Annotated in this window: 19 protein-coding genes; 9 read left to right on the top strand and 10 right to left on the bottom strand. The window is 53.3% G+C overall.

Going from position 1 to position 18,750, the window contains the following annotated elements; all coding sequences use genetic code 11:
- Positions 1–131 precede the first annotated feature (131 nt).
- The gene (locus tag RG807_RS10205; RefSeq protein ID WP_309044826.1) at positions 132–1,139 is read left to right on the top strand and encodes a DUF2804 domain-containing protein; all 1,008 of its coding nucleotides are present in this window, start codon (positions 132–134) and stop codon (positions 1,137–1,139) included.
- A 66-nt stretch (positions 1,140–1,205) separates the two neighbouring features.
- Here RG807_RS10205 and minE read toward each other — a convergent pair whose 3' ends face one another.
- The 5 genes from minE to RG807_RS10180 form a co-directional block, all read right to left on the bottom strand.
- On the bottom strand, positions 1,206–1,457 hold the full coding sequence (minE, locus tag RG807_RS10200) for a cell division topological specificity factor MinE (protein WP_298449854.1): 252 nt from the start codon (positions 1,455–1,457) through the stop codon (positions 1,206–1,208).
- Between the two features lie 3 nt (positions 1,458–1,460).
- Complete coding sequence (gene minD / locus RG807_RS10195; protein WP_298449855.1) at positions 1,461–2,273, bottom strand: septum site-determining protein MinD; 813 nt, start codon at positions 2,271–2,273, stop codon at positions 1,461–1,463.
- An 80-nt stretch (positions 2,274–2,353) separates the two neighbouring features.
- Positions 2,354–3,103: a septum site-determining protein MinC gene (minC, locus tag RG807_RS10190; RefSeq protein WP_309044825.1), complete on the bottom strand. Its 750-nt coding sequence runs from the start codon at positions 3,101–3,103 to the stop codon at positions 2,354–2,356.
- Positions 3,100–3,486 carry a HopJ type III effector protein gene (locus RG807_RS10185; protein ID WP_309044824.1) on the bottom strand — a complete coding sequence of 129 codons (387 nt, stop codon included), beginning with the start codon at positions 3,484–3,486 and terminating at the stop codon, positions 3,100–3,102. The genes minC and RG807_RS10185 overlap by 4 nt, the downstream gene beginning before the upstream one ends.
- Positions 3,486–3,764 (bottom strand): DUF1244 domain-containing protein, encoded by a 279-nt coding sequence (locus tag RG807_RS10180; RefSeq protein ID WP_309044823.1) that lies wholly within the window; start codon positions 3,762–3,764, stop codon positions 3,486–3,488. The genes RG807_RS10185 and RG807_RS10180 overlap by 1 nt, the downstream gene beginning before the upstream one ends.
- A gap of 115 nt (positions 3,765–3,879) precedes the next feature.
- On the opposite strand from RG807_RS10180, the gene dinB reads away from it, so the two are divergent.
- Entirely contained in the window at positions 3,880–4,944 is a 1,065-nt protein-coding gene (gene dinB, locus RG807_RS10175) for a DNA polymerase IV (protein ID WP_309044941.1), read from the top strand.
- Between the two features lie 22 nt (positions 4,945–4,966).
- Here the strand turns inward: dinB and RG807_RS10170 are convergent, their stop codons facing one another.
- Complete coding sequence (locus RG807_RS10170; RefSeq protein ID WP_309044822.1) at positions 4,967–5,518, bottom strand: phosphatase PAP2 family protein; 552 nt, start codon at positions 5,516–5,518, stop codon at positions 4,967–4,969.
- 217 nt (positions 5,519–5,735) lie between these two features.
- Here RG807_RS10170 and RG807_RS10165 point away from each other — a divergent pair, with 217 nt between their 5' ends.
- From RG807_RS10165 to RG807_RS10140, 6 genes are all read left to right on the top strand, one after another.
- On the top strand, positions 5,736–6,773 hold the full coding sequence (locus RG807_RS10165) for an NADP(H)-dependent aldo-keto reductase (RefSeq protein ID WP_309044821.1): 1,038 nt from the start codon (positions 5,736–5,738) through the stop codon (positions 6,771–6,773).
- Positions 6,774–7,017: 244 nt separating this feature from the next.
- Positions 7,018–7,347, top strand: coding sequence for a hypothetical protein (locus tag RG807_RS10160; RefSeq protein ID WP_298449864.1), 330 nt, complete (start codon positions 7,018–7,020; stop codon positions 7,345–7,347).
- 205 nt (positions 7,348–7,552) lie between these two features.
- Positions 7,553–9,763, top strand: a complete 2,211-nt coding sequence (locus tag RG807_RS10155) for an acetyl-CoA hydrolase/transferase C-terminal domain-containing protein (protein WP_309044820.1) — start codon at positions 7,553–7,555, stop codon at positions 9,761–9,763.
- The gene (locus RG807_RS10150) at positions 9,763–10,236 is read left to right on the top strand and encodes an FKBP-type peptidyl-prolyl cis-trans isomerase (RefSeq protein ID WP_309044819.1); all 474 of its coding nucleotides are present in this window, start codon (positions 9,763–9,765) and stop codon (positions 10,234–10,236) included. Before RG807_RS10155 ends, RG807_RS10150 begins: the two co-directional genes overlap by 1 nt.
- Positions 10,237–10,415: 179 nt before the next feature.
- A complete protein-coding gene (locus RG807_RS10145; RefSeq protein ID WP_309044818.1) occupies positions 10,416–11,144 on the top strand; it encodes a response regulator in 729 nt (242 codons plus the stop codon).
- 64 nt (positions 11,145–11,208) lie between these two features.
- Positions 11,209–12,777, top strand: coding sequence for an ATP-binding protein (locus RG807_RS10140; protein WP_309044817.1), 1,569 nt, complete (start codon positions 11,209–11,211; stop codon positions 12,775–12,777).
- A 234-nt stretch (positions 12,778–13,011) separates the two neighbouring features.
- Here RG807_RS10140 and RG807_RS10135 read toward each other — a convergent pair whose 3' ends face one another.
- Both RG807_RS10135 and argF read right to left on the bottom strand, forming a co-directional pair.
- Positions 13,012–14,085, bottom strand: coding sequence for an ABC transporter ATP-binding protein (locus RG807_RS10135; protein ID WP_309044816.1), 1,074 nt, complete (start codon positions 14,083–14,085; stop codon positions 13,012–13,014).
- A gap of 5 nt (positions 14,086–14,090) precedes the next feature.
- Complete coding sequence (argF, locus tag RG807_RS10130) at positions 14,091–15,005, bottom strand: ornithine carbamoyltransferase (RefSeq protein WP_309044815.1); 915 nt, start codon at positions 15,003–15,005, stop codon at positions 14,091–14,093.
- Between the two features lie 243 nt (positions 15,006–15,248).
- On the opposite strand from argF, the gene grxD reads away from it, so the two are divergent.
- Positions 15,249–15,575 carry a Grx4 family monothiol glutaredoxin gene (grxD, locus tag RG807_RS10125; RefSeq protein ID WP_309044814.1) on the top strand — a complete coding sequence of 109 codons (327 nt, stop codon included), beginning with the start codon at positions 15,249–15,251 and terminating at the stop codon, positions 15,573–15,575.
- A gap of 35 nt (positions 15,576–15,610) precedes the next feature.
- Here grxD and RG807_RS10120 read toward each other — a convergent pair whose 3' ends face one another.
- Positions 15,611–16,393 carry an energy transducer TonB family protein gene (locus RG807_RS10120; protein WP_309044813.1) on the bottom strand — a complete coding sequence of 261 codons (783 nt, stop codon included), beginning with the start codon at positions 16,391–16,393 and terminating at the stop codon, positions 15,611–15,613.
- Positions 16,394–16,477: 84 nt separating this feature from the next.
- Complete coding sequence (locus RG807_RS10115; protein WP_309044812.1) at positions 16,478–18,682, bottom strand: DUF1631 domain-containing protein; 2,205 nt, start codon at positions 18,680–18,682, stop codon at positions 16,478–16,480.
- Positions 18,683–18,750 lie beyond the last annotated feature (68 nt).

Here is an 18,750-nt window from a genome sequence, read left to right as displayed (position 1 = left end):
ACACTTCCTTGAAAAAATTGCGCAGAGTCTATCACGGGGTGACGGGCAGTATGAGCCCGAAGCAGGGGATTGTGAACCAGGTTGTTGCCCGGTGAAACAGTTCGATAAATTGGCCTGATTTGACGATTATTATGACGATAAAGAAACTGATTGATGGCAAGGGACGCTTTGCTCCCGGCGTACTGAGCCAGCCGGTCGAAGAAATAAACTATCTGGATTACGACCTGCGTACGGTAATGGATAAACCTCGCACCAGGTTCGCCCGGCGCTGGCGGTTTAACCAGTTCCAGTTTGTGAGTGCCACTGGCCCCGGGTGGGTGTTTGGTATGGCGCTGGTGGATTTAAAACTCGTGGGGAGTGGTTTTTTCTACCTCTACGATTTTGCATCCGGGCAGATGCTTGAGCAAAGCTTTATGAGCCCTTTGGCAATGGGAACCCAAATAGAACCTTTCCCTGAGCGTGGCCAGGCCTCGTTCAGAAAGGGCAAGGTTTCCATGCGCATACTGCCCTTCGCAGGCGGCAGGGCGATTTCGGTATCCGCCCCCGGTGGAATCCGTGTGGAGCTTGCGCTGAAAGAGGATAATGACCCACTCCGGCTGGTGTGCCGTGCGGGCTACAATGGCTGGGTGTTCACTCGGAAGTCGGCGGGCCTGCCGGTTGAGGGTGAGATTCGGTGGGGCAATCAAATTTGGCGCTGTGATGAAGGCACTCGCGGCGCTATTGATTGGAGTTGCGGCTTTATGCGCCGCGAAACGGCCTGGAACTGGGCGAGTCTGGCGGGGCAACTGCCAGGCGGCCGATCACTCGGGCTTAATTTAGCCGCGGGCGTTAACGAAACCGGCATGACAGAAAATGCTCTGTGGCTGGATGGGCAGTGCCAGACACTTGCAGCTGCCCGGTTTAGCTTTGATCGCTACAGTGCTGAAAGTGACTGGCATGTAACCACGGTAGATGGCCGGGTAGACCTGCGTTTTGTGCCGGCCACGGCTCGTAAGGAAAAGCTGAATGCAGGGGTACTGGCGTCCAACTTCCGGCAGTATGTAGGCACCTTCAATGGAACCGTCACCGATGAAAGTGGTAACAAGATTGAGGTTGAGGGTTTGCAGGGGTTTATGGAAGACCACTTCGCGCGGTGGTAACGGCAAAGAGCGCCAGCCTACAGAAAGCTGGCTGGCGCTCGCTCACATCACCGGGACTGAACTGGCTCAGCGTTCGGGCAGTGTGACATTCAGCTCCAGAACGGAGCAACTGCCATTACGGTCTACTTCTACCTGAACCATGTCATCGCTGATCTGCACGTATTTACGAATGACCGCCAGTATTTCTTGCTGCATTTCCGGCAAATAATCCGGCTGGTCGCGCTGCCCGCGTTCGTGGGCCACAATGATCTGCAAGCGCTCTTTTGCCACATTGGCAGAGCCTGATTTCTTGCCTCTGAAATAGTCGAGGAAACTCATCCGTTAGCCTCCCTTGAACATCCGTGAAAAGAAACCCTTTTTCTGGTTAGTCATGAAGCGCTGTTCGCGCTCCTCACCCAGAAGGCGTGCAACTGCGTCGTCGTAAGCCTGGCCAGCGTCGCTCTCGGTTTCGAGTATAACGGGCAACCCCTGGTTTGAGGCGTTGAGCACAACCTGGCTTTCGGGTATTACGCCGAGTAACGGAATGGCGAGAATCTCTTCGACATCTGCCACCGACAGCATCTCCCCTCGCTCGACCCGATCCGGGTTGTAGCGGGTTAGCAGCAGGTGCTCCTTAACCGGGTCTTCACCCATTTCGGCGCGCCGCGATTTGCTTTGCAGAATGCCAAGAATGCGGTCGGAATCTCGAACGGAGGAAACTTCCGGGTTGGTTACTACAACGGCCTCATCCGCATAGTACAGGGCCATAAGCGCCCCATGCTCAATCCCTGCGGGTGAGTCGCAAATGATGTAGTCGAAGGTCTCAGCAAGTTCGTTGATAACTTTTTCAACACCCTCTTTGGTAAGCGCCTCTTTTTCCCGGGTTTGTGAGGTCGGGAGTATGTAGAGGGTATCAACCCGCTTGTCACGGATCAGCGCCTGATTGAGCGTTGCATCACCCTGTATAACGTTTACAAAGTCATACACCACGCGGCGCTCGCAGTTCATGATCAGATCGAGGTTGCGCAGGCCTACATCAAAATCTACCACTACAGTTTTGTGGCCGCGTTTGGCAAGACCGGTGCTTATGGAGGCGCTGGTGGTGGTTTTACCAACGCCGCCCTTTCCTGAGGTTACGACAATAATTCTAGCCAAGGTTTATTTCCTGTATCTCGTGGATTCGTCGTGTCAGCCGGATGTGTCGCCCGGTCAAATTATTTTGCTCGATTCCAGTATCAGGCCTTGTCCAGTGGTGCTACCACCAGCAGGTCGTCCCTGAGCTGAATCTGCACAGCGCTTTTCCAGCCGTTATTTTGAAGATCTTCGGAGATTTTATAGTGTCCGGCGATGGACACAAGCTCTGCCTCAAGGGATTGGCAGAAAATTCTGGCAGATTCCGAGCCATGAATGCCCGCCAGAGCCCGGCCGCGCAATGGACCGTAAACATGAATGCTGCCCGCTGCCAGTACTTCTGCACCGGCTTGAACCGGTGCGAGAATAACCAGATCGCCCTCGGGTGCGTGAACCTGTTGGCCTGAACGCACCGGTTGGCTGATGATTTTTGCCGGAGCAGCTTCTTTTGCTGTCTGAGGTGCAGGCGCAGCAGGGGTGTCAGCTACCTCTGCTGTGGTTTCGTGGTCCTTGTCTCTTTGTCCGCTCCCGGGCATTAGTGCCAGAGAGGCTCCGCGAGCAAGACGGCGCTGATCGTCATTCCCGCCACGAACGCCAATCACATGAATGCTGTTGCGGCGGCAGGCGCCGATGATCTTGAAAAAATCCAGTTCACTGTCGAGGCCTTCGTACTTTTCCAGGCTTATGATCAGAGGGATATCCCGAAAGAAGCCGGGAGCCTGGCTGATTTTGTTCCTCAACGTTTCCTCAAACTCGTCGTTGTCGAAGTAATACAGTTCCAACGCTGTCATGGAAACGCTGGCGCTTTTCAGCTGGAATACCTGCTGTACCCCGGGTGCAGTGATGTTGCTCATGAATGGGTGTCTTCCTTGATGGTAGGCTCGGTCGGGCGGCGCAGGCGCAGCGGCGTATCTTCAAAGCGAATGCCAGACCAGCCGGTGCCAATGAATTGGCGAATGTTGCTGTGGCTTTCACTGGCAGGGTTGTCTAATACCTGCTGATAATGTTGAGCAAACAGTTTCAGCGTGTCTGCTTCATTCAGTGTGCAGTAAAGGCCGAGCCCAAACACTTTGCACGAACCTGCATTTTCACCGGCCGAATTAAATAAAGGTCCGTTCTGGAAACTGGCGGGTGTGTAATCAAAGTGCCGCTCTATCAAAGCGAGAGTGTCATCAAAATTGGCATGGCCACCGCCTATCGAAGCCAGGTGAATACGTACTGCTTCATTTACATTCATCACTTGTGATCCTGTTTCGGACCTGTTTGATGTAGGGCTTTCCACTCGTCGTACGGCATGCCGTAAATCTCTTCCCTGGCTGCCGGGTCTGAAATCTCAACGCCGAGCTCAGCGGCTTCAGCCCGATACCATTTGGAAAGGCAGTTGCGGCAGAATCCGGCCAGATTCATCAGATCAATGTTCTGAACCTCGGGGTTGTCTCCCAGGTGCTTAACCAGGCGGCGAAAAGCTGCAGCTTCGATTTCAGTGCGCTTGGAATCTGGAATAGGGTTCGACATGGTGCCTCGTTATGAGATTCTGTGGTTGTCTTGGAGATTCCTGACATTCTCAGCATCTTACTTTAAGATACAAGACTGTATAAATGTACAGAAACCCGACGCGAGCCCAATGATTATGCCTCAACGCAAGATCATCCACGTGGATTGTGACTGTTTTTATGCGGCAGTTGAGATGCGTGATGACCCAACGCTGCGTGAGGTGCCGCTGGCGGTAGGCGGCGAGGGTGGCCGTGGCGTGGTGACTACCTGTAATTATAAAGCCCGGGCTTTTGGTGTGCGCTCGGCGATGCCTGGCGGCGAAGCTCGGCGGCTATGCCCCGGCCTGGTTACCGTGCCGCCTGATATGGCCCGCTACAGAGTGGCATCACAAAAGGTGATGGGCATTCTGCGAGAGTTGACCGATCTGGTTGAGCCCCTGTCACTGGATGAAGCCTTTCTGGATGTTACTGATGTGACCGAGCATAAAGGGAGCGCCACATTAATGGCTCGCTACCTGCGGGAGCGTGTGGAAAAGGAAGTGGGGATTACGATTTCTGCCGGGGTCGCCCCCAATAAGTTTCTCGCCAAGATTGCCAGCGATTGGCGAAAACCAGACGGTTTGTTTGTGGTAAAGCCTGATGAGGTCGACGGTTTTGTGCGCGAGCTCAAGGTTGAGAAATTGTTTGGCGTTGGGCAGGTGACCGCGGCTAAATTACATGCGCTTGGTGTGAAAATATGTGGTGATTTGCAGGCACTGGGCGTTGATGTGTTGATCGAACGCTTTGGTAAACAGGGGTATCGGTTGCATGAAATGGCCCATGGCCGGGATGAGCGGCCGGTGGTGGTATCCAGAATTGCCAAATCTGTGAGCGTTGAGCGTACTTTTTCTCAGGATTTACCAGATATTGCCGCCTGTGAAACGGTTTTGGCATCACTGGCGACAGATCTTAATCTCCGCCTTACCCGCAAGGGTCGTGATAAGCCCATCCATAAGCTGTTTATAAAAATACGTTACAGCGATTTTTCCACCCACACATTGGAGCGGGTGCGGGAAAACATAAAAGAGCCAGGATATGAAGACTACCTTCCACTGCTTACCGAGTTGGTGAGTAATCGAGAGCGGCCGGTTCGGCTGCTGGGTCTAGGGGTGCGCTTTCGCAATGATGATGCACCGGTGACCCAGCTCAGATTGTTTGATTAATGTCAGCCCGAGAAAACGCACGCTAGGGGCTGAAAAAGCATGTCACCGATAGATACCCCATCAGGCCACCAATAAATGCGCCCGCGAGAACGTCAGAGGGATAGTGCAAACCCAGTACCACTCGGGATGCGGCCACGCTCAGTGTAAAGGGAGCGGTTGCCAGTGCCAGCTTTGGCATTGTCATGAACAAAATGGTCTGAAAACAGGCAGCGTGCAGGGTGTGGCCTGAAGGAAAGCTGTAGCGGTCCAATGGTGGGGTGCCGCAACTAATGGAGGGGAATGATATGAAGGGCCGTTCGCGGATCAGCCAACGCTTAAGTAATTTGTAGGTCAGGGTGCAGGTCAGCCCAGTCAGAGTCATTAGCAGTGCCAGGCCTTGGCCAGTCTCTCGCTTCAGGAAGGGGATGGCCAATATCAGTGCGTACCAGAACCAACCATCCCCCAGCCGACTTGCCAGTTGGAAATAGCGCATGATCGGCCGAAATTTGGCAATTTTGTTTATGTGCTGGCAAAAAGCGTATTCACGCTGATCTGCGAGCTCAAAGAAGCGGATCGCCTTGCTGCTTTCTGACATGGGTTAGATCCTTATCGTTCTCCACCCCGCGGCAACAATCGCCCTTGAGTGGCTATATAGATTGTATCCGGGTAGCTAGCTTGCCAGACTGGCTTGAATCATGACGTTCCCTCTGGTTTTTATTACTATGGCTCTACTATGGGAGCTTTGGGTGACGGGCACATGACACCCCTGTGACACTTTTATTACGCATTCAACAATCTTGAGCGGAGGCGCAATGCAAACCCGAAAGCTAGGCCGTACGGATCTTGAAGTCAGTCTTATCTGTCTGGGCACCATGACATGGGGGGAGCAAAACACCGAGCAGGAAGCTTTCGAGCAGCTGGACCATGCCACTTCTGAAGGTGTGAACTTTATCGATGCTGCGGAGATGTACCCTGTTCCTCCGCGGGCTGAGACTCAAGGTCTCACAGAGACTTATCTCGGGAACTGGCTGGCGCGGCGCGGCCGCCGAGACGATCTGGTGATCGCCTCCAAAGTCGCCGGGCCTGGGAATGGGCTCAGTTACTTGCGAAATGGCCCCCGACTTACCCGCGACCATATTATTGAAGCCTGTGATGCCAGCCTGAAGCGTCTGCAGACGGATTATATCGATCTCTATCAGGTGCACTGGCCGGATCGCAGCACCAATTTTTTCGGGGAGCTCGGCTATCGGCCAGACCCGAAAGAAAAGTCGACGCCAATTGAGGAAACCCTCGGCGCACTCAGTGAGCTGGTGGCGGTAGGGAAGGTTCGGCATATCGGGATTTCGAACGAGACGCCTTGGGGCACGATGGAGTATCTCCGCCTGGCAGGGGAGAATGGGTGGCCGCGCATTGCCAGTATTCAAAACCCTTACAACCTGCTGAACCGTTCTTTTGAAGTGGGGTTGGCGGAAATAGCTCATCGTGAGCAAACAGGCTTGCTGGCGTACTCCCCGCTGGCGTTTGGCATGCTGTCTGGCAAGTATATGGGTGGTAAGTGGCCGGAAAAGGCTCGCCTCACGCTTTATGAGAGGTTCAGCCGCTATACCAGTGAAAGAGGGGTTGATGCGACTCGAGCCTATGCAGAGCTTGCGAGGCACATAGGGCTATCTCCGGCTCAAATGGCGCTGGCGTATGTTAATAGCCGCAGTTTTGTAACCAGTAATATCATTGGTGCCACCAACATGGAGCAGCTCCGGGAAAATCTAGGGTCGTGCAGTGTGAAGCTTAGTCAGGATACGTTGGAGGCTATTGAAGCGATTCATAACGAATTTACCTACCCTTGCCCCTGAAGACTGTCGAAAATCTTTGGTTTCTCTTAAGCTGTTGATGCTAAAAGGAATTAGCTGGCTTTAGAGAAGGGGGTGTTACATTCTGAAATATTGACGATCATATATTGACAAAATGTGTGCGAAAGCGTGACAAAAAAGAGGCATGACTGCGCGCGATTTCACATCTTTTTGCCGCTAAGGGGTTAGACTTTAGTCAATGGGGTGAGTAAACTTCTAATCCGTTTAAAAGGTCGCTGTAAGTATCATGATTATCCGCATATTTGTCACACTGCTTGTTCTCAACGTCGCCGCGTTTGTGGTTCGCGCCGAGGCGTCTGAACGCGCGTTTGAGGCGACCAGCGAAACCATGACAGTAGAATATGTATATGAGCTTCAGCAGCGGATGTCCCGTGATTTTGAAGAAGACGATGCTGATGCGGTTGCCGTTGCCGAAATTGGTTCACGTTTGTTAAGTCTTTCTTTGGTGCGCGCGAACGATAACGGCAAGCACTACGCCTCGCAGCCGGCGCAGGCTGATCATGGAATCGCGCTGCTGAATGAAGGTGCATGCCTCAACCTGAAATGGAATTTCTGAATCTGTAGTCGCCCGGTTCTGGTTGCCTCCTTTGCTTCATATCGTTTTCCCGCTCATCTGATTCATCCTTTCGCTGTACTGGCTTTTTCCTGCAATACATTGGTTTAACGCCAGATTAATGATCTGGTGCATTGTCTGTCTGCATGTCTCATGTGATGATTCTCTGATAGTAGCCATATGTTGAATAATCAGTGGGGATCTCTTTATGGCGGTAAATAGCAGACAGCGCTCGAATAACGCGGAGCGTTGCGTGGATGATGTGATCCGCCGGGTGGGCAAGAATATTACCCTGGGGTTGCCACTAGGTCTTGGGAAGCCTGTCCGCTTCGTTAATGCGCTGTACCAGAGGGCGAAAGACGATCCTGAAATAAACCTGCATATTTTCACTGCACTTTCGTTACTTGCGCCTTCCGGCAGTTCATCCCTGGAAAAGCGCTTTATGGCGCCGTTTGCGGAGCGCCTCTATGGCGGCATTCCGACTCTCCAATATGCGCAGGATGTTAATAAGAACAGCCTCCCTTCCAATGTTCAGGTATCGGAGTTTTTCTTCAAAGCAGGGAGTTACCTCAATAACCGCAGTCAGCAGCGTCATTACGTGTCGACCAACTATACCCACGCCGTTCGTGACCTGATGGACCTGGGCGTTAATGTCGTGGCGCAAATGGTCGCTCCAGGCGAACTGTATGATGCGCCAGGAATGGTAAGCCTGAGTTGTAATCCCGATCTGAGCCTCGACTTGCTGCCTCTGCTGAGGGAGCGGGAAGCGTCTGGGACCCCGGTGGCTATTGTGGGTGAAATCAATCGCCAGATGCCTTGGTTCGGTCGCGATGCTGCTATTGCGGAAGACGAGTTTGATCTGGTGTTCGAGTATCAGGCGACCGAGTACCCATTGTTTTCGGCGCCTCAGATGGCTATTAGTCCCGCAGACCACTTGATCGGCTTTTACGCCAGCACCTTGCTTAAAGATGGTGGCACACTTCAGGTGGGTATTGGTTCGCTTGGGGCAGCGCTTGTGCACAGTGCCATATTACGCCACAGGAATAACGCGGCCTGGCGGGCTGTTTACGACAACTTGAATGTTGCGGAGCGATTCCCGCTGGCAGAAAAGGACGGTGGAACCGGCCCCTTTGAAAAAGGGCTCTATGGTTGCAGTGAGATGATGGTTGATGGCTTCCTGTACCTTATGGAAGCAGGGGTGTTGCGGCGTGAAGTATATGATCACGCGGACCTGCAAATACTGATCAACAACGGTGAAATTGAAGAGCAGATTTCTCTGGATACCCTTGATGTACTAAGGCAGGAAGGGCTGATTGACTCACCCATGCGGGCCCGGGACGTCACCTGGCTGAGACGGTACGGCATTCTCCGTGATGCGGTTGAGTTTAAAGGTGGCCGGTTGCGGATTGGAGATCATTCACTCATTGCCGATCTGGATGATCCAGAGGCGAGAGAGGCAATGAAGGCGCTGGCGATCGGTGAGCGGCTTACTGGCGGGGTTGCGATGCACGGGGGGTTCTATGTGGGTCCCCAGCAGTTCTACCAGTCCCTGCGCGAGCTTTCCGATGAGGATCGCGATCGCATTTGCATGACCAGCGTGAGCTTTATTAATCATCTTTATGATCATCGTTTCGGTAACCAGCGGCTCAAGGCGGCTCAGCGAATCCACAGCCGGTTTATCAACACGGCAATGATGTATACCCTTAGTGGCGCTGCGGTTTCCGACGGGCTTGAGGATGGCAGGGTGATCAGTGGTGTGGGTGGTCAGTACAATTTTGTCTCTATGGCGCACGAATTACCGGGGGCCCGCTCTATCATAGCCTTGCGCAGCACCCGTAATGCCAAGGGCTCAGTGGCGTCGAATATCGTGTTTAATTACGGCCACTGCACCATTCCCCGGCATTTGCGGGATGTAGTGATCACTGAGTACGGTATTGCAGATCTTCGTGGTCAATCGGATGAGCAGGTCTATCTGCGCTTGATCCGCATTGCGGATTCCCGCTTTCAGCAAGGCCTGCTCGATCAGGCGCAGAAGGCGGGTAAGGTGGATGCGAAGTTCCGATTGCCAACAAATTGGTTGAACAATACGCCAACTGCCGTCGCCAGTGCGTTCACTGGCACCGGCGATAAAGATTGGTTCCCGGCATTTCCATTTGGGCGGGATTTTACCGACCAGGAGCTGGTGCTGGGCAAAGCGCTGAAGCGGCTCAAGGCTGAAACGGCGACCCGTCGTGGTAAACTGTCGACCCTGCTACAGGCCTTGCGGGCGAAAGATGAGAAGGGCCGTTATGCAGAATTGTTGCAGCGAATGGACCTGAACCAGCCTTCAGGGCTGCGTGAAAAACTGGATCAGCGCCTTGTGATTCATGGTCTTACATTGATAGAACATTCATCGAATACGGGAAACTCGAAAGTCTGATGCAAGCTCCTCAAGAAAAGCCTGATGTTTTTACAGTTCACTATGTACTCAAGAACAAAATTGGCGAGTTGGTTGATACCTCGGAGGGTGGTGAGCCCCTACACTTCCTGTACGGCAGCCCTGATGTGATAGAGGGTATCCAGAAAGCGGTAAAGGAGCGCAATGCCGGAGACTGTCTGGAGGTTACGGTGCCTCCCTCGATGGCATATGGAGAGCACCGTGATGACCTGGTTCGGAAGGTGCCCCGGTCAATGTTTGAGGGGGTAGAAAAACTGCAGATTGGCATGAAGTTTCAAACCAACACTGGTGAAAATGCCCAGATTGTCCAGGTTATGGGATTTGACGGTAATCTTGTTCGAATTGATGCAAATCATCCACTTGCGGGTTTTACTCTGTATTTTGATCTGGAAATTATCGGGCGCCGCGAAGCGACTGATGATGAAGTCGCTCAAGGTCGACCGCTGTTCGAGTGAATTGGGTGGTTGCACGCCGAATTCGCTAGAGCTTAGAGGGTGTAACCGGGTGTAACCGCATGGCAGTTCCATGTATATTTCTGAATAGCATGTATAATTGCTGTTACATCAGGTTGTCTGTATCGTGAGATGCAGACGAAATAATGGACCCGGAAAAATAAAATAAGAGATGGACGCCTGTGGAACAGACGAATGAAAGTTGGCGAATTCTTATTGTCGAAGATGATGAGCGACTGGCTGAGTTAACCCGTGAATACCTCGAGAGTAACGGTTTGTCCGTGTCCCTCGAAACCCATGGTAGCCCAGCCGTTGAGCGAATCCGAAATGAACAGCCAGATCTTGTTGTGCTGGATCTGATGTTGCCCGGGGAAGATGGCCTGTCCATCTGTCGCCGCGTGCGGCCATTATATTCCGGCCCCATCATTATGCTCACCGCGCGCACTGACGATCTTGATCAGGTGTTGGGCCTTGAGATGGGTGCGGATGATTACATCAGCAAGCCTGTCAAACCTCGAGTGCTTCTTGCCAGGATCCGCGCGTTGCTGCGCCGCGTAACGGAAAATGCGCAAAACACCGCAGATGAAGCAAGCGCGGAAGAGCCTTCGCGCCTGCAGTTCAACAACCTGGTTGTTGATCGCTCCATGCGCGAAGCCTGGCTTAGCGAAGAAAGCATCGATCTGACCAGTGCCGAGTTTGATCTGCTGTGGCTACTGGCGAGTAATGCCGGCCGTGTCTTGAGCCGGGAAGAGATTTTTACTGCCTTGCGGGGCATAGAATACGATGGACAGGACAGGTCTATTGATGTCCGGGTCTCCCGGATCCGCCCGAAAATCGGCGATGACCCAGTCCACCCCCGCAGGATCAAGACCGTTCGAAGCAAAGGCTACCTGTTTGTGAAGGAAGTCTGACGATTCAGTCTTTGGCGTCGGCACGGGTATTCCGGCCGGCGTTTCCCTGCCAGGGTTCGTTGACATGCCCCTGAAGTTTTTCCTGAAACTCTATGCCCGCCTTGCCGGCCTCACAGCGCTGGTGATACTGCTCTGTAGTGTTTTGTTTGTCGGTATGAATTCCGTACGTTCACAATTCTGGCATGAGCGTTTTTCCGATCCGTTAATGCGCTGGCTTGCGTCTTCGCCTGCTCCCGAACAGCAGTACCACTGGCTGGCTTCCAGATACGATTTTCGGGTGGTTGGCACCGAGGAACTGTCGGGCTACCCCGTCGTGCGCGAGCGTCTGGGCTATGGCCAAGTGGTGGCGATTGAAGGTAGCTTGGGTTATCGCTTTTTGGTTACCGGGCTCCATGGTGAAGCGCTGCAATTCAGAGCGTCTCAGCCATATCGTGATATTGCTGAAGCATCCGCACAAATTCTGCGGATTCACCTTGATGTGGTGGACCCGGAAGAGCGCGAAGAAGCGGTCAGGCAGTTGGCAGACGGCTTGAACCTGAGCGTTCTGAGGATTCAAGGATCTTCGGCACTTCCAGATGATGAGGTTCTGGAGCGCGTGGCCAGTCAAGGCTCTGCGTTTTATAGCCGCAATGGGGTAGGGCGAGTGCTTGTTCAGTTATCTGATGGCGAGCTGATTCAGGCTAGCGTTCCCGCTCCCTTTAATCCGTGGGCATGGCCTGTCATCTTGTTGATGTTGGTAATTTCTGGAAGTGTATTGGCTTTGGCGTTGCTGTTTGTAGTTCGGAATCTGGATAACAATCTGCGCAAAGTCGAATCTGTGGCTGTGCGCATTGCGCGGGGTGAAATGGGGGCTCGTGTAGAGGCAGGGGAAAGCACCATCGTCGCCCGTTTATTTGCAGCGTTTAATGGCATGGCGGAGCACATCCAGCGTCTTGTGAACGTTCAACGTGAGATGATCCATGCGGTCTCCCATGAATTGAGAACCCCTGTCGCCCGTATACGCTTCGGTGTGCAGATGATTGAAGACTGCGAAAGCCAAGAGGCCCGGCAGAAGCAGTTGGATGGGATTGATGGTGACATTCAGGAGTTGGATGAGCTAATTGACGAAATCCTCACCTACGCGCGGCTCGAACAGGGCGGACCGGTTTTTTCCCTTGAAGAGGCCTCGGTAACCGACATTGTCAGGCAGGTTGTCGCCGAGCAGAAAATTGTGCGCCCAGCTCTGTGTATTGAAGGCGAGATTGATGAATCTACAGAGCTGCTTGCGATGGCAGACGTTGAGCCACGTTATATCCATCGTGCTGTCCAGAATCTGGTAGGCAACGCAGGGCGCTACGCATCGGGGAAGGTACTTGTTCGCTGTCATATTGATGAGGAGCATTGTCGGGTCGATGTAGAAGACGACGGACCTGGCATTCCGGAAGATGAATGGGAAAAGGTATTTACAGCCTTCGCACGGCTTGATGACAGCCGTACCCGAACCTCTGGTGGGTACGGGCTTGGCCTCTCTATCGTGCGGCGAATTCTTTATTGGCACAACGGGCAGGCATTCGTGAGCCGGAGTGACAGCCTTGGTGGCGCGCGCTTCAGCTTGGTTTGGCCCCGAAGAAAACCACTGGAACAGAACGAGTGAAGAAGGTCGAGAGCCAGCTCCCGGGCTCTCACCAGATGTTACAAAGCGACTACACAAGTACTACTGAATACCGGGATGGCTGAAGTAATAATTTAAAGCGTAAGGGATGACTTTTGAGGTTGTGGTTCTTACGAACTTTCCTTGTTTCATTCGTCATTTGAGGGTCGGTTTTCCGGCCCTTTTTTTTGCATTTTTTTTGATGAATTCAGTACTTTTCTCTGCGGTTCCTGTTGGTCAGACTCCACGCTCAAATGCTATCAGGTGGTCAGCTTCTACCCGCACAGGTACGGTTTCGCCCAGGTGGAAATCCAGATGGCTGCGGAACAGCGCCTCAAATTCCGTATCTTCAGAGCATCGGAAGCGATAAAGCGTGGAGGTGCCTGCGAAAGTTTTCTCCACAACTTTCGGGCGCAGATCGGACTCCGCATCGTAGACAATGTCATCAGGGCGGATAAGCACATCTACCAGAGTACCGGCAGGCCATTTGTAGGCCCGATTGCCGTGAATAATGCCCAGTTCGGACTCTATGATGTCTGGCCCCACGGCCTTTCCCGGTATAAACCCGCCTTGTCCCACAAAACTCGCCACAAAGCGGTTTACTGGCTCGTGGTAGAGATTGTACGGTACGTCCCACTGCTGGATTTTCCCGCTTTGCAGAACAGCTACCTGGTCGCACATGGCGAAGGCTTCTTGCTGATCGTGAGTGACCAGAATAGCGCTGATTCCCAGGGTCTTCAGAATCTCACGAACATCGAGACTCAGTCTTCGGCGGAGATCGGTGTCCAGGTTGGAGAAAGGCTCGTCGAGCAGAATAAGTGTTGGTTCAGGCGCGAGCGCCCGAGCCAGAGCAACCCGCTGTTGTTGGCCGCCTGACAGCTCGTGAGGATAGTTGTCTGCCAGGTCCTGCAGGTGAACCACGTGCAGCAGTTCCATCACTCTGTTGCGCTTCTCGGTCTTATCCAGCCCACGCAAACCGAATCCTACGTTGTCGGCAATGCTTAAGTGCGGAAACAGGGCGTAGTCCTGAAATACCATGCCAATGCGGCGTTTCTCAGGCGCGAGCGTGCGGCCAGGGAGGCTGATAGGGTGAGACTGCAACCGTATCTCGCCGCTGGTCAGTGGAAGAAAACCGGCCAGAGCGCGCAAAATTGTGCTTTTCCCGCAACCGCTAGGCCCGAGCAGGCAGCCGATATCCCCATGGCTGAGCGCGAAATTGACGTCTTTTACAACGGCATCCCCTCCATAGCCACAGGTCAAATTGTCTACTTCAAGCAACCAGGTGTCCGCAGTCGTTATCGGCGCGCTCATAAATCTTAGTCCAGGCGGTTCAGAATCAGGAATTCCAGCAGGGCTTTCTGAGCGTGAAGCCGGTTCTCAGCTTCGTCCCAGATGACGGACCCCGGGTGCTCTATCATATCAGCTGCGATTTCTTCACCGCGATGAGCGGGCAGGCAGTGCATGAGGAGCGCGTCCTTTGCTGCCATGTCCATCAATGCCTTGTTGATCTGGTATTTGCTGAACGCCTTCTCACGGGCTTTCTGTTCGTCTTCCTGACCCATGGATGCCCACACATCGGTGACCAGGAGGTTTGCGTTGCGTGCCGCCTCCTCTGGTTCACGCATTAACGTGATGCGTGAACTGTGGGCCTTTACCAGTTCCGGATCCGGCTCGTAACCCTCGGGGGTTGCCACGTTCAGGTGAAAATCGAACTGGGTGGCGGCATTGATGTAAGAGTGGCACATGTTGTTGCCATCCCCGATCCAGGCCACTGTAGCGCCCCGGATGCTGCCGCGATGCTCGCGATAGGTTTGCATGTCGGCCAGCAGTTGGCACGGGTGGAAGTCATCAGTGAGCGCGTTGATAACCGGTGCCCGCGAAGCACGGGCAAACGTTTCAACGGTTTCGTGGGCGAACGTGCGAATCATCACCGCATCAACCATGCTGGAGATGACAATGGCAGAGTCCTCTATGGGTTCGCCGCGGCCAAGTTGCGTGTCTCGCGGGGAAAGGAACATCGCTGAGCCCCCCAGCTGAGCCATGCCTGCCTCAAAGGAAACCCGGGTACGGGTTGAGGACTTTTCAAAAATCATCGCCAAAACACGGTTTTTGAGTGAATCCCTGACCTTGCCTTGGCGCCATTCGTTCCGGAGCCTGGTGCCATGATCCACCAGATCTTCCAGTTCGGTTGTGGACATGTCATTCAGTGTCAGAAAATGCCTTACTGCCATGGGGTGGCCCTTACTAGATGAAGCCCTGGATGAGTATAAGTACTGGTGAAAAAAACGGGGGGATCAAGTCTAGCCCTTCGCGCGTTTGATGACAACGCTGCGGGTATTAGGCTTGCTCTGTATCAAATTACACGGTTTGTTGAGTAGCCTGCCCGACGTGTACAATAGGCGCCAGTCAAGGCAGGTGCAATAGCGCAAACCGGCGCGGCAGACTGTTCTGTTTTCAACCAGAGGTGAATGTTCATGGATATTAACGAAACCATTAAAAATCAGCTCGCAGAAAATCCGATTATTCTTTACATGAAAGGGTCTCCTCAAGCTCCGCAGTGTGGCTTTTCTGCTAAAACATCGCAGGCTTTGATGGCGTGTGGCGAGCGCTTTGCGTTTGTGAATATTCTTGATAACCAGGAACTGCGCGAAGGCCTGAAAGTCTACTCAAGCTGGCCTACATACCCGCAGCTGTATGTTAACGGCGAGCTGGTTGGCGGTTGTGACATCATTATGGAGATGTCAGAAAATGGCGAACTGGCTACTTTGGTAAAAGGTGCTGCAAAACAGGCTGAGGCCTGATCTCACCTGCCCCTGCCTGAAGCGCGGGCCTTCAATCAGAGCCGCGACGGAGAAAACACCAGTTTTACTTCGAAGCGGCTTTTGCTTCTCTGGTCAGGCGGCGGCTCCGGGTAAGGGCTCGCTGAAAGCGCGGCTTGGTAGGCTGCAAGATCTATTTGTTCAATGCCTGTCGATTTGACCACTCTCGCCCGTGTTAACGCCCCATTGCTCAGTAGCTGAAGCTCTAATGCCATGGTGCTTGTATTCGTCAGCTTCTTGATGGCGGGTATCCTCAATGTTTCAAGTTTCGTTGCCAGATGCGTTGCCAGCTTTATCAGGTAAGGATCCTGTTCGCTGGGCGACAGAGTGATTTTGGTGTCATCTTCTGTTGTTTCCTTGTTCGAAACCTGAGTGCGGACACCGGATTTGGACGGTGTCCCTGAAGGAGATGGAACAGAAGCGACTTGGGTCGGGCCAGCTTCATTCTTTGTGGCAGCAGCTTGCTTGTTGTCACTGGCAGCCGTTTTTTGTTGAGAGGTGGTTGTTGTGAGCGCAGGTGTTGCCAGCCCGGGGTTGTTGTCGGGCGGCACCTCAAAAGGCGGGTTGCGGATGATGGGCGCTTCGTTTGACCGCTGTGTGTCTGCAGATGCAGGTGCTCCCTGAGCGCTGTCGGCTGCCACCAATTCCAGATTCATTTGCTGTCGATGCCGGGCGGGGGGATCAGGAAGGATAGCTGGAAATCCAGATAATAGCAGCGTATGAATCAGGAAGGCGGTTGATAAGGCCAGGGCGATCCGATGCTTCGCCGGAAGGCTGTTGTTGCTGCCATGCTCCAGCATTGAACTCAGGTATCTCCTTTACTGCCAGATGAACACTGCGCTAGAGGCGCTGGACCCGCATGGTAATTGCGGGCCCAGGCCAGGTCAGGCAGTTTTACTACGAAGGGATCCGACGACGGCGTCCAGTGCCCGATCGATGAGGGCCCCTTGTTCAAGCCGTGTCATTCTTCCGCGTCGCATTTCATGGGCAAGGTCAGTGCGGGTTTTTTCGATGACCTTTAGCCCCATACGATTTACAAAGACAAAGCAGTCCGCTTCGTCAATGATGGCGGAAAGCTTGCAGCGGAAGCTTGCACCATTAACCAGTCTGAACTCAACCCAATGACCAATTTCCAGCATATCAATCTGGGCCATGAACTCGGCAATCACCGCATCTTCAGGCTGGGGCTCAGTTTGGTTCTTTGTTTCACTCAGGGTCTCTTCATGAGCAGGTGGCGCTTCGGCTGCTTCCATGTTGGAGCTTGCGCGGAAAGCTTCTGCCAGCTCATGCTTGAGTAAACTCATTGTGTCGTCAAGCTTGGTGGCGTTATAGGAAACTTCTTCCAGCCCCGCCCTAAGCGATTTGAGAAGGCCGGGTACCACGCGAACCCACTGATCTCTTTCAATGTCTTCCTGGTGCGGATGGAGGCACCAGATAAGATCATCAACAACTTTGACGCTTTCTTGCCAGCGATGTTCTACATCGTCCCGCAGATAAGCGAGGAACATGAATCGGCTCCAGCCATTGATAAGAATGGTATGGACAGATTCCGGGAGACGGTAACGCGCTACGCGTTCTTTTATGACCCGGTCGACCATTTCCTGGGCTTTCTGGGACTTGATGCGGCCACGCTCCGATTCACGGGTACGTTGCTCTACCAGAGACGATTTCCGGTTTTCTCTGGCAAGGAACTCCTCAAACTCTTCGTTCAGAGTTTCGAAAAGTGCAATATCGCCATCAAATTCACACAGGATTCGCTGCACAATGCTGTGAATCTTTTCGTACAGCTTGTCCCGCGCCTTTTCGTCGCTGTTGCTCCAGCCGATGCCTGCGCGGGCCAAACCATTGAGCAGTTTGCGCGCAGGGTGTGTTGTCTTGCTGAAAAAGCTCTTGTCTTTGATAACAACTTTCAGAATCGGAATCTGCAGCCGGCTGATCAGAACCTGAACCGGTGCTGACAAGTTGTAATCGTCAAGAATGAACTCAAATAACATGGATACGAGGTTGATCAGATCCTCATCCATTTCCTCCAGCGCAGGCTTTTTGCCGTCGTTTGTTTTGGCTTGGGCCAGGATCTGTTGCACGACACTAAGGAGATCGATGGTAAGCGGATCGCCCTCGCTGAGGTTGAGCTGAGAGTCTGCCTGGGTATTTAGGGGTAGTGCGGCCAGCAGACTGATCAGTTCATTGCCGCCGACAACGCGTATGTCTGAGCTGTACTGGCGTGATGGTATGCCGGCATTGGCCCTCTGGCGAGCCAGTAACTGATGGATTTGCTCGAAGACGGCGTTGCTGCCTTGGTCGTCACTCGACTGGCTATCATGGGAAGCGCCGTTATCCGCGCTCTCGGAAGACGCTTGGCTCTCCGTAGGGCTGCTGTGCTGCTGCCCGGTTTTCCCGTGATAGCGGAAATTGGGAATAATCCCTGCTTGAACGAGAATTCTGTTGGCTTCATCCAGAAGCATGCCCAGATTGGAAACAACGTAGCGGTCAAACTGCTTAAGCAGAATCAATCGCTCCCGGATTTGAATTTCCAGAGCCTGAATCGCTTCAGTAAATGCGCTGCAAAGATGTTCCGGGGCCATGGGGTTGACCGGTGACTCGTCAGAAGCGCCGTCATAGACATGACTAAAGCGAGTCTGAAGCTGGATGAGCGGTCCCTGGAAGTGCGCTTTAGCTTTGGTGATCATGGCATTCAGAGCTACTTGCTCTTCAAGATCGTCGTTGCCCACCAGTGCCAGATTGTCCGCGTTTGCTTGCCGTCCCAGAGTGTCTTCGTGCAGTTGAATGGTATGGGGGGGATTTGCAAAAAACTGCGCAACAGTATTCTGGAAGTGGCGCTCCACGCCTTTACGCTTGATGCGGATTTCCCGCATGGCTTCAAAATAGCGGTTTTGCTCGTTGTTGCTGCGGGCATTGTTTGCCAGTTCGAACAGCGAATCATCAACGGCATCAAACGCGCCCTGCAATAGATCTCCGAGCCCGGCGACAACTGTGTCGCGGATGCGGGTGACCTCCACAGGAACCGGCTCGCTGCTTCCCGCTTCCCTGTGCTCGCGGAGGTAATGTATGCCGGACTGCTTGTTCATGGCCGACTCCTGTTTGCGGCTCAACCGGGTACATGACCGAGTTATACTATCTGTTTTTTAGTTATAGG

Origin of the sequence: Marinobacter sediminicola, from assembly GCF_031157525.1 — a bacterium.
Lineage (GTDB): Bacteria > Pseudomonadota > Gammaproteobacteria > Pseudomonadales > Oleiphilaceae > Marinobacter > Marinobacter sediminicola.
Note: the sequence above shows the minus strand (reverse complement) of the source record. Positions and strands in the feature narration are given on the sequence as shown.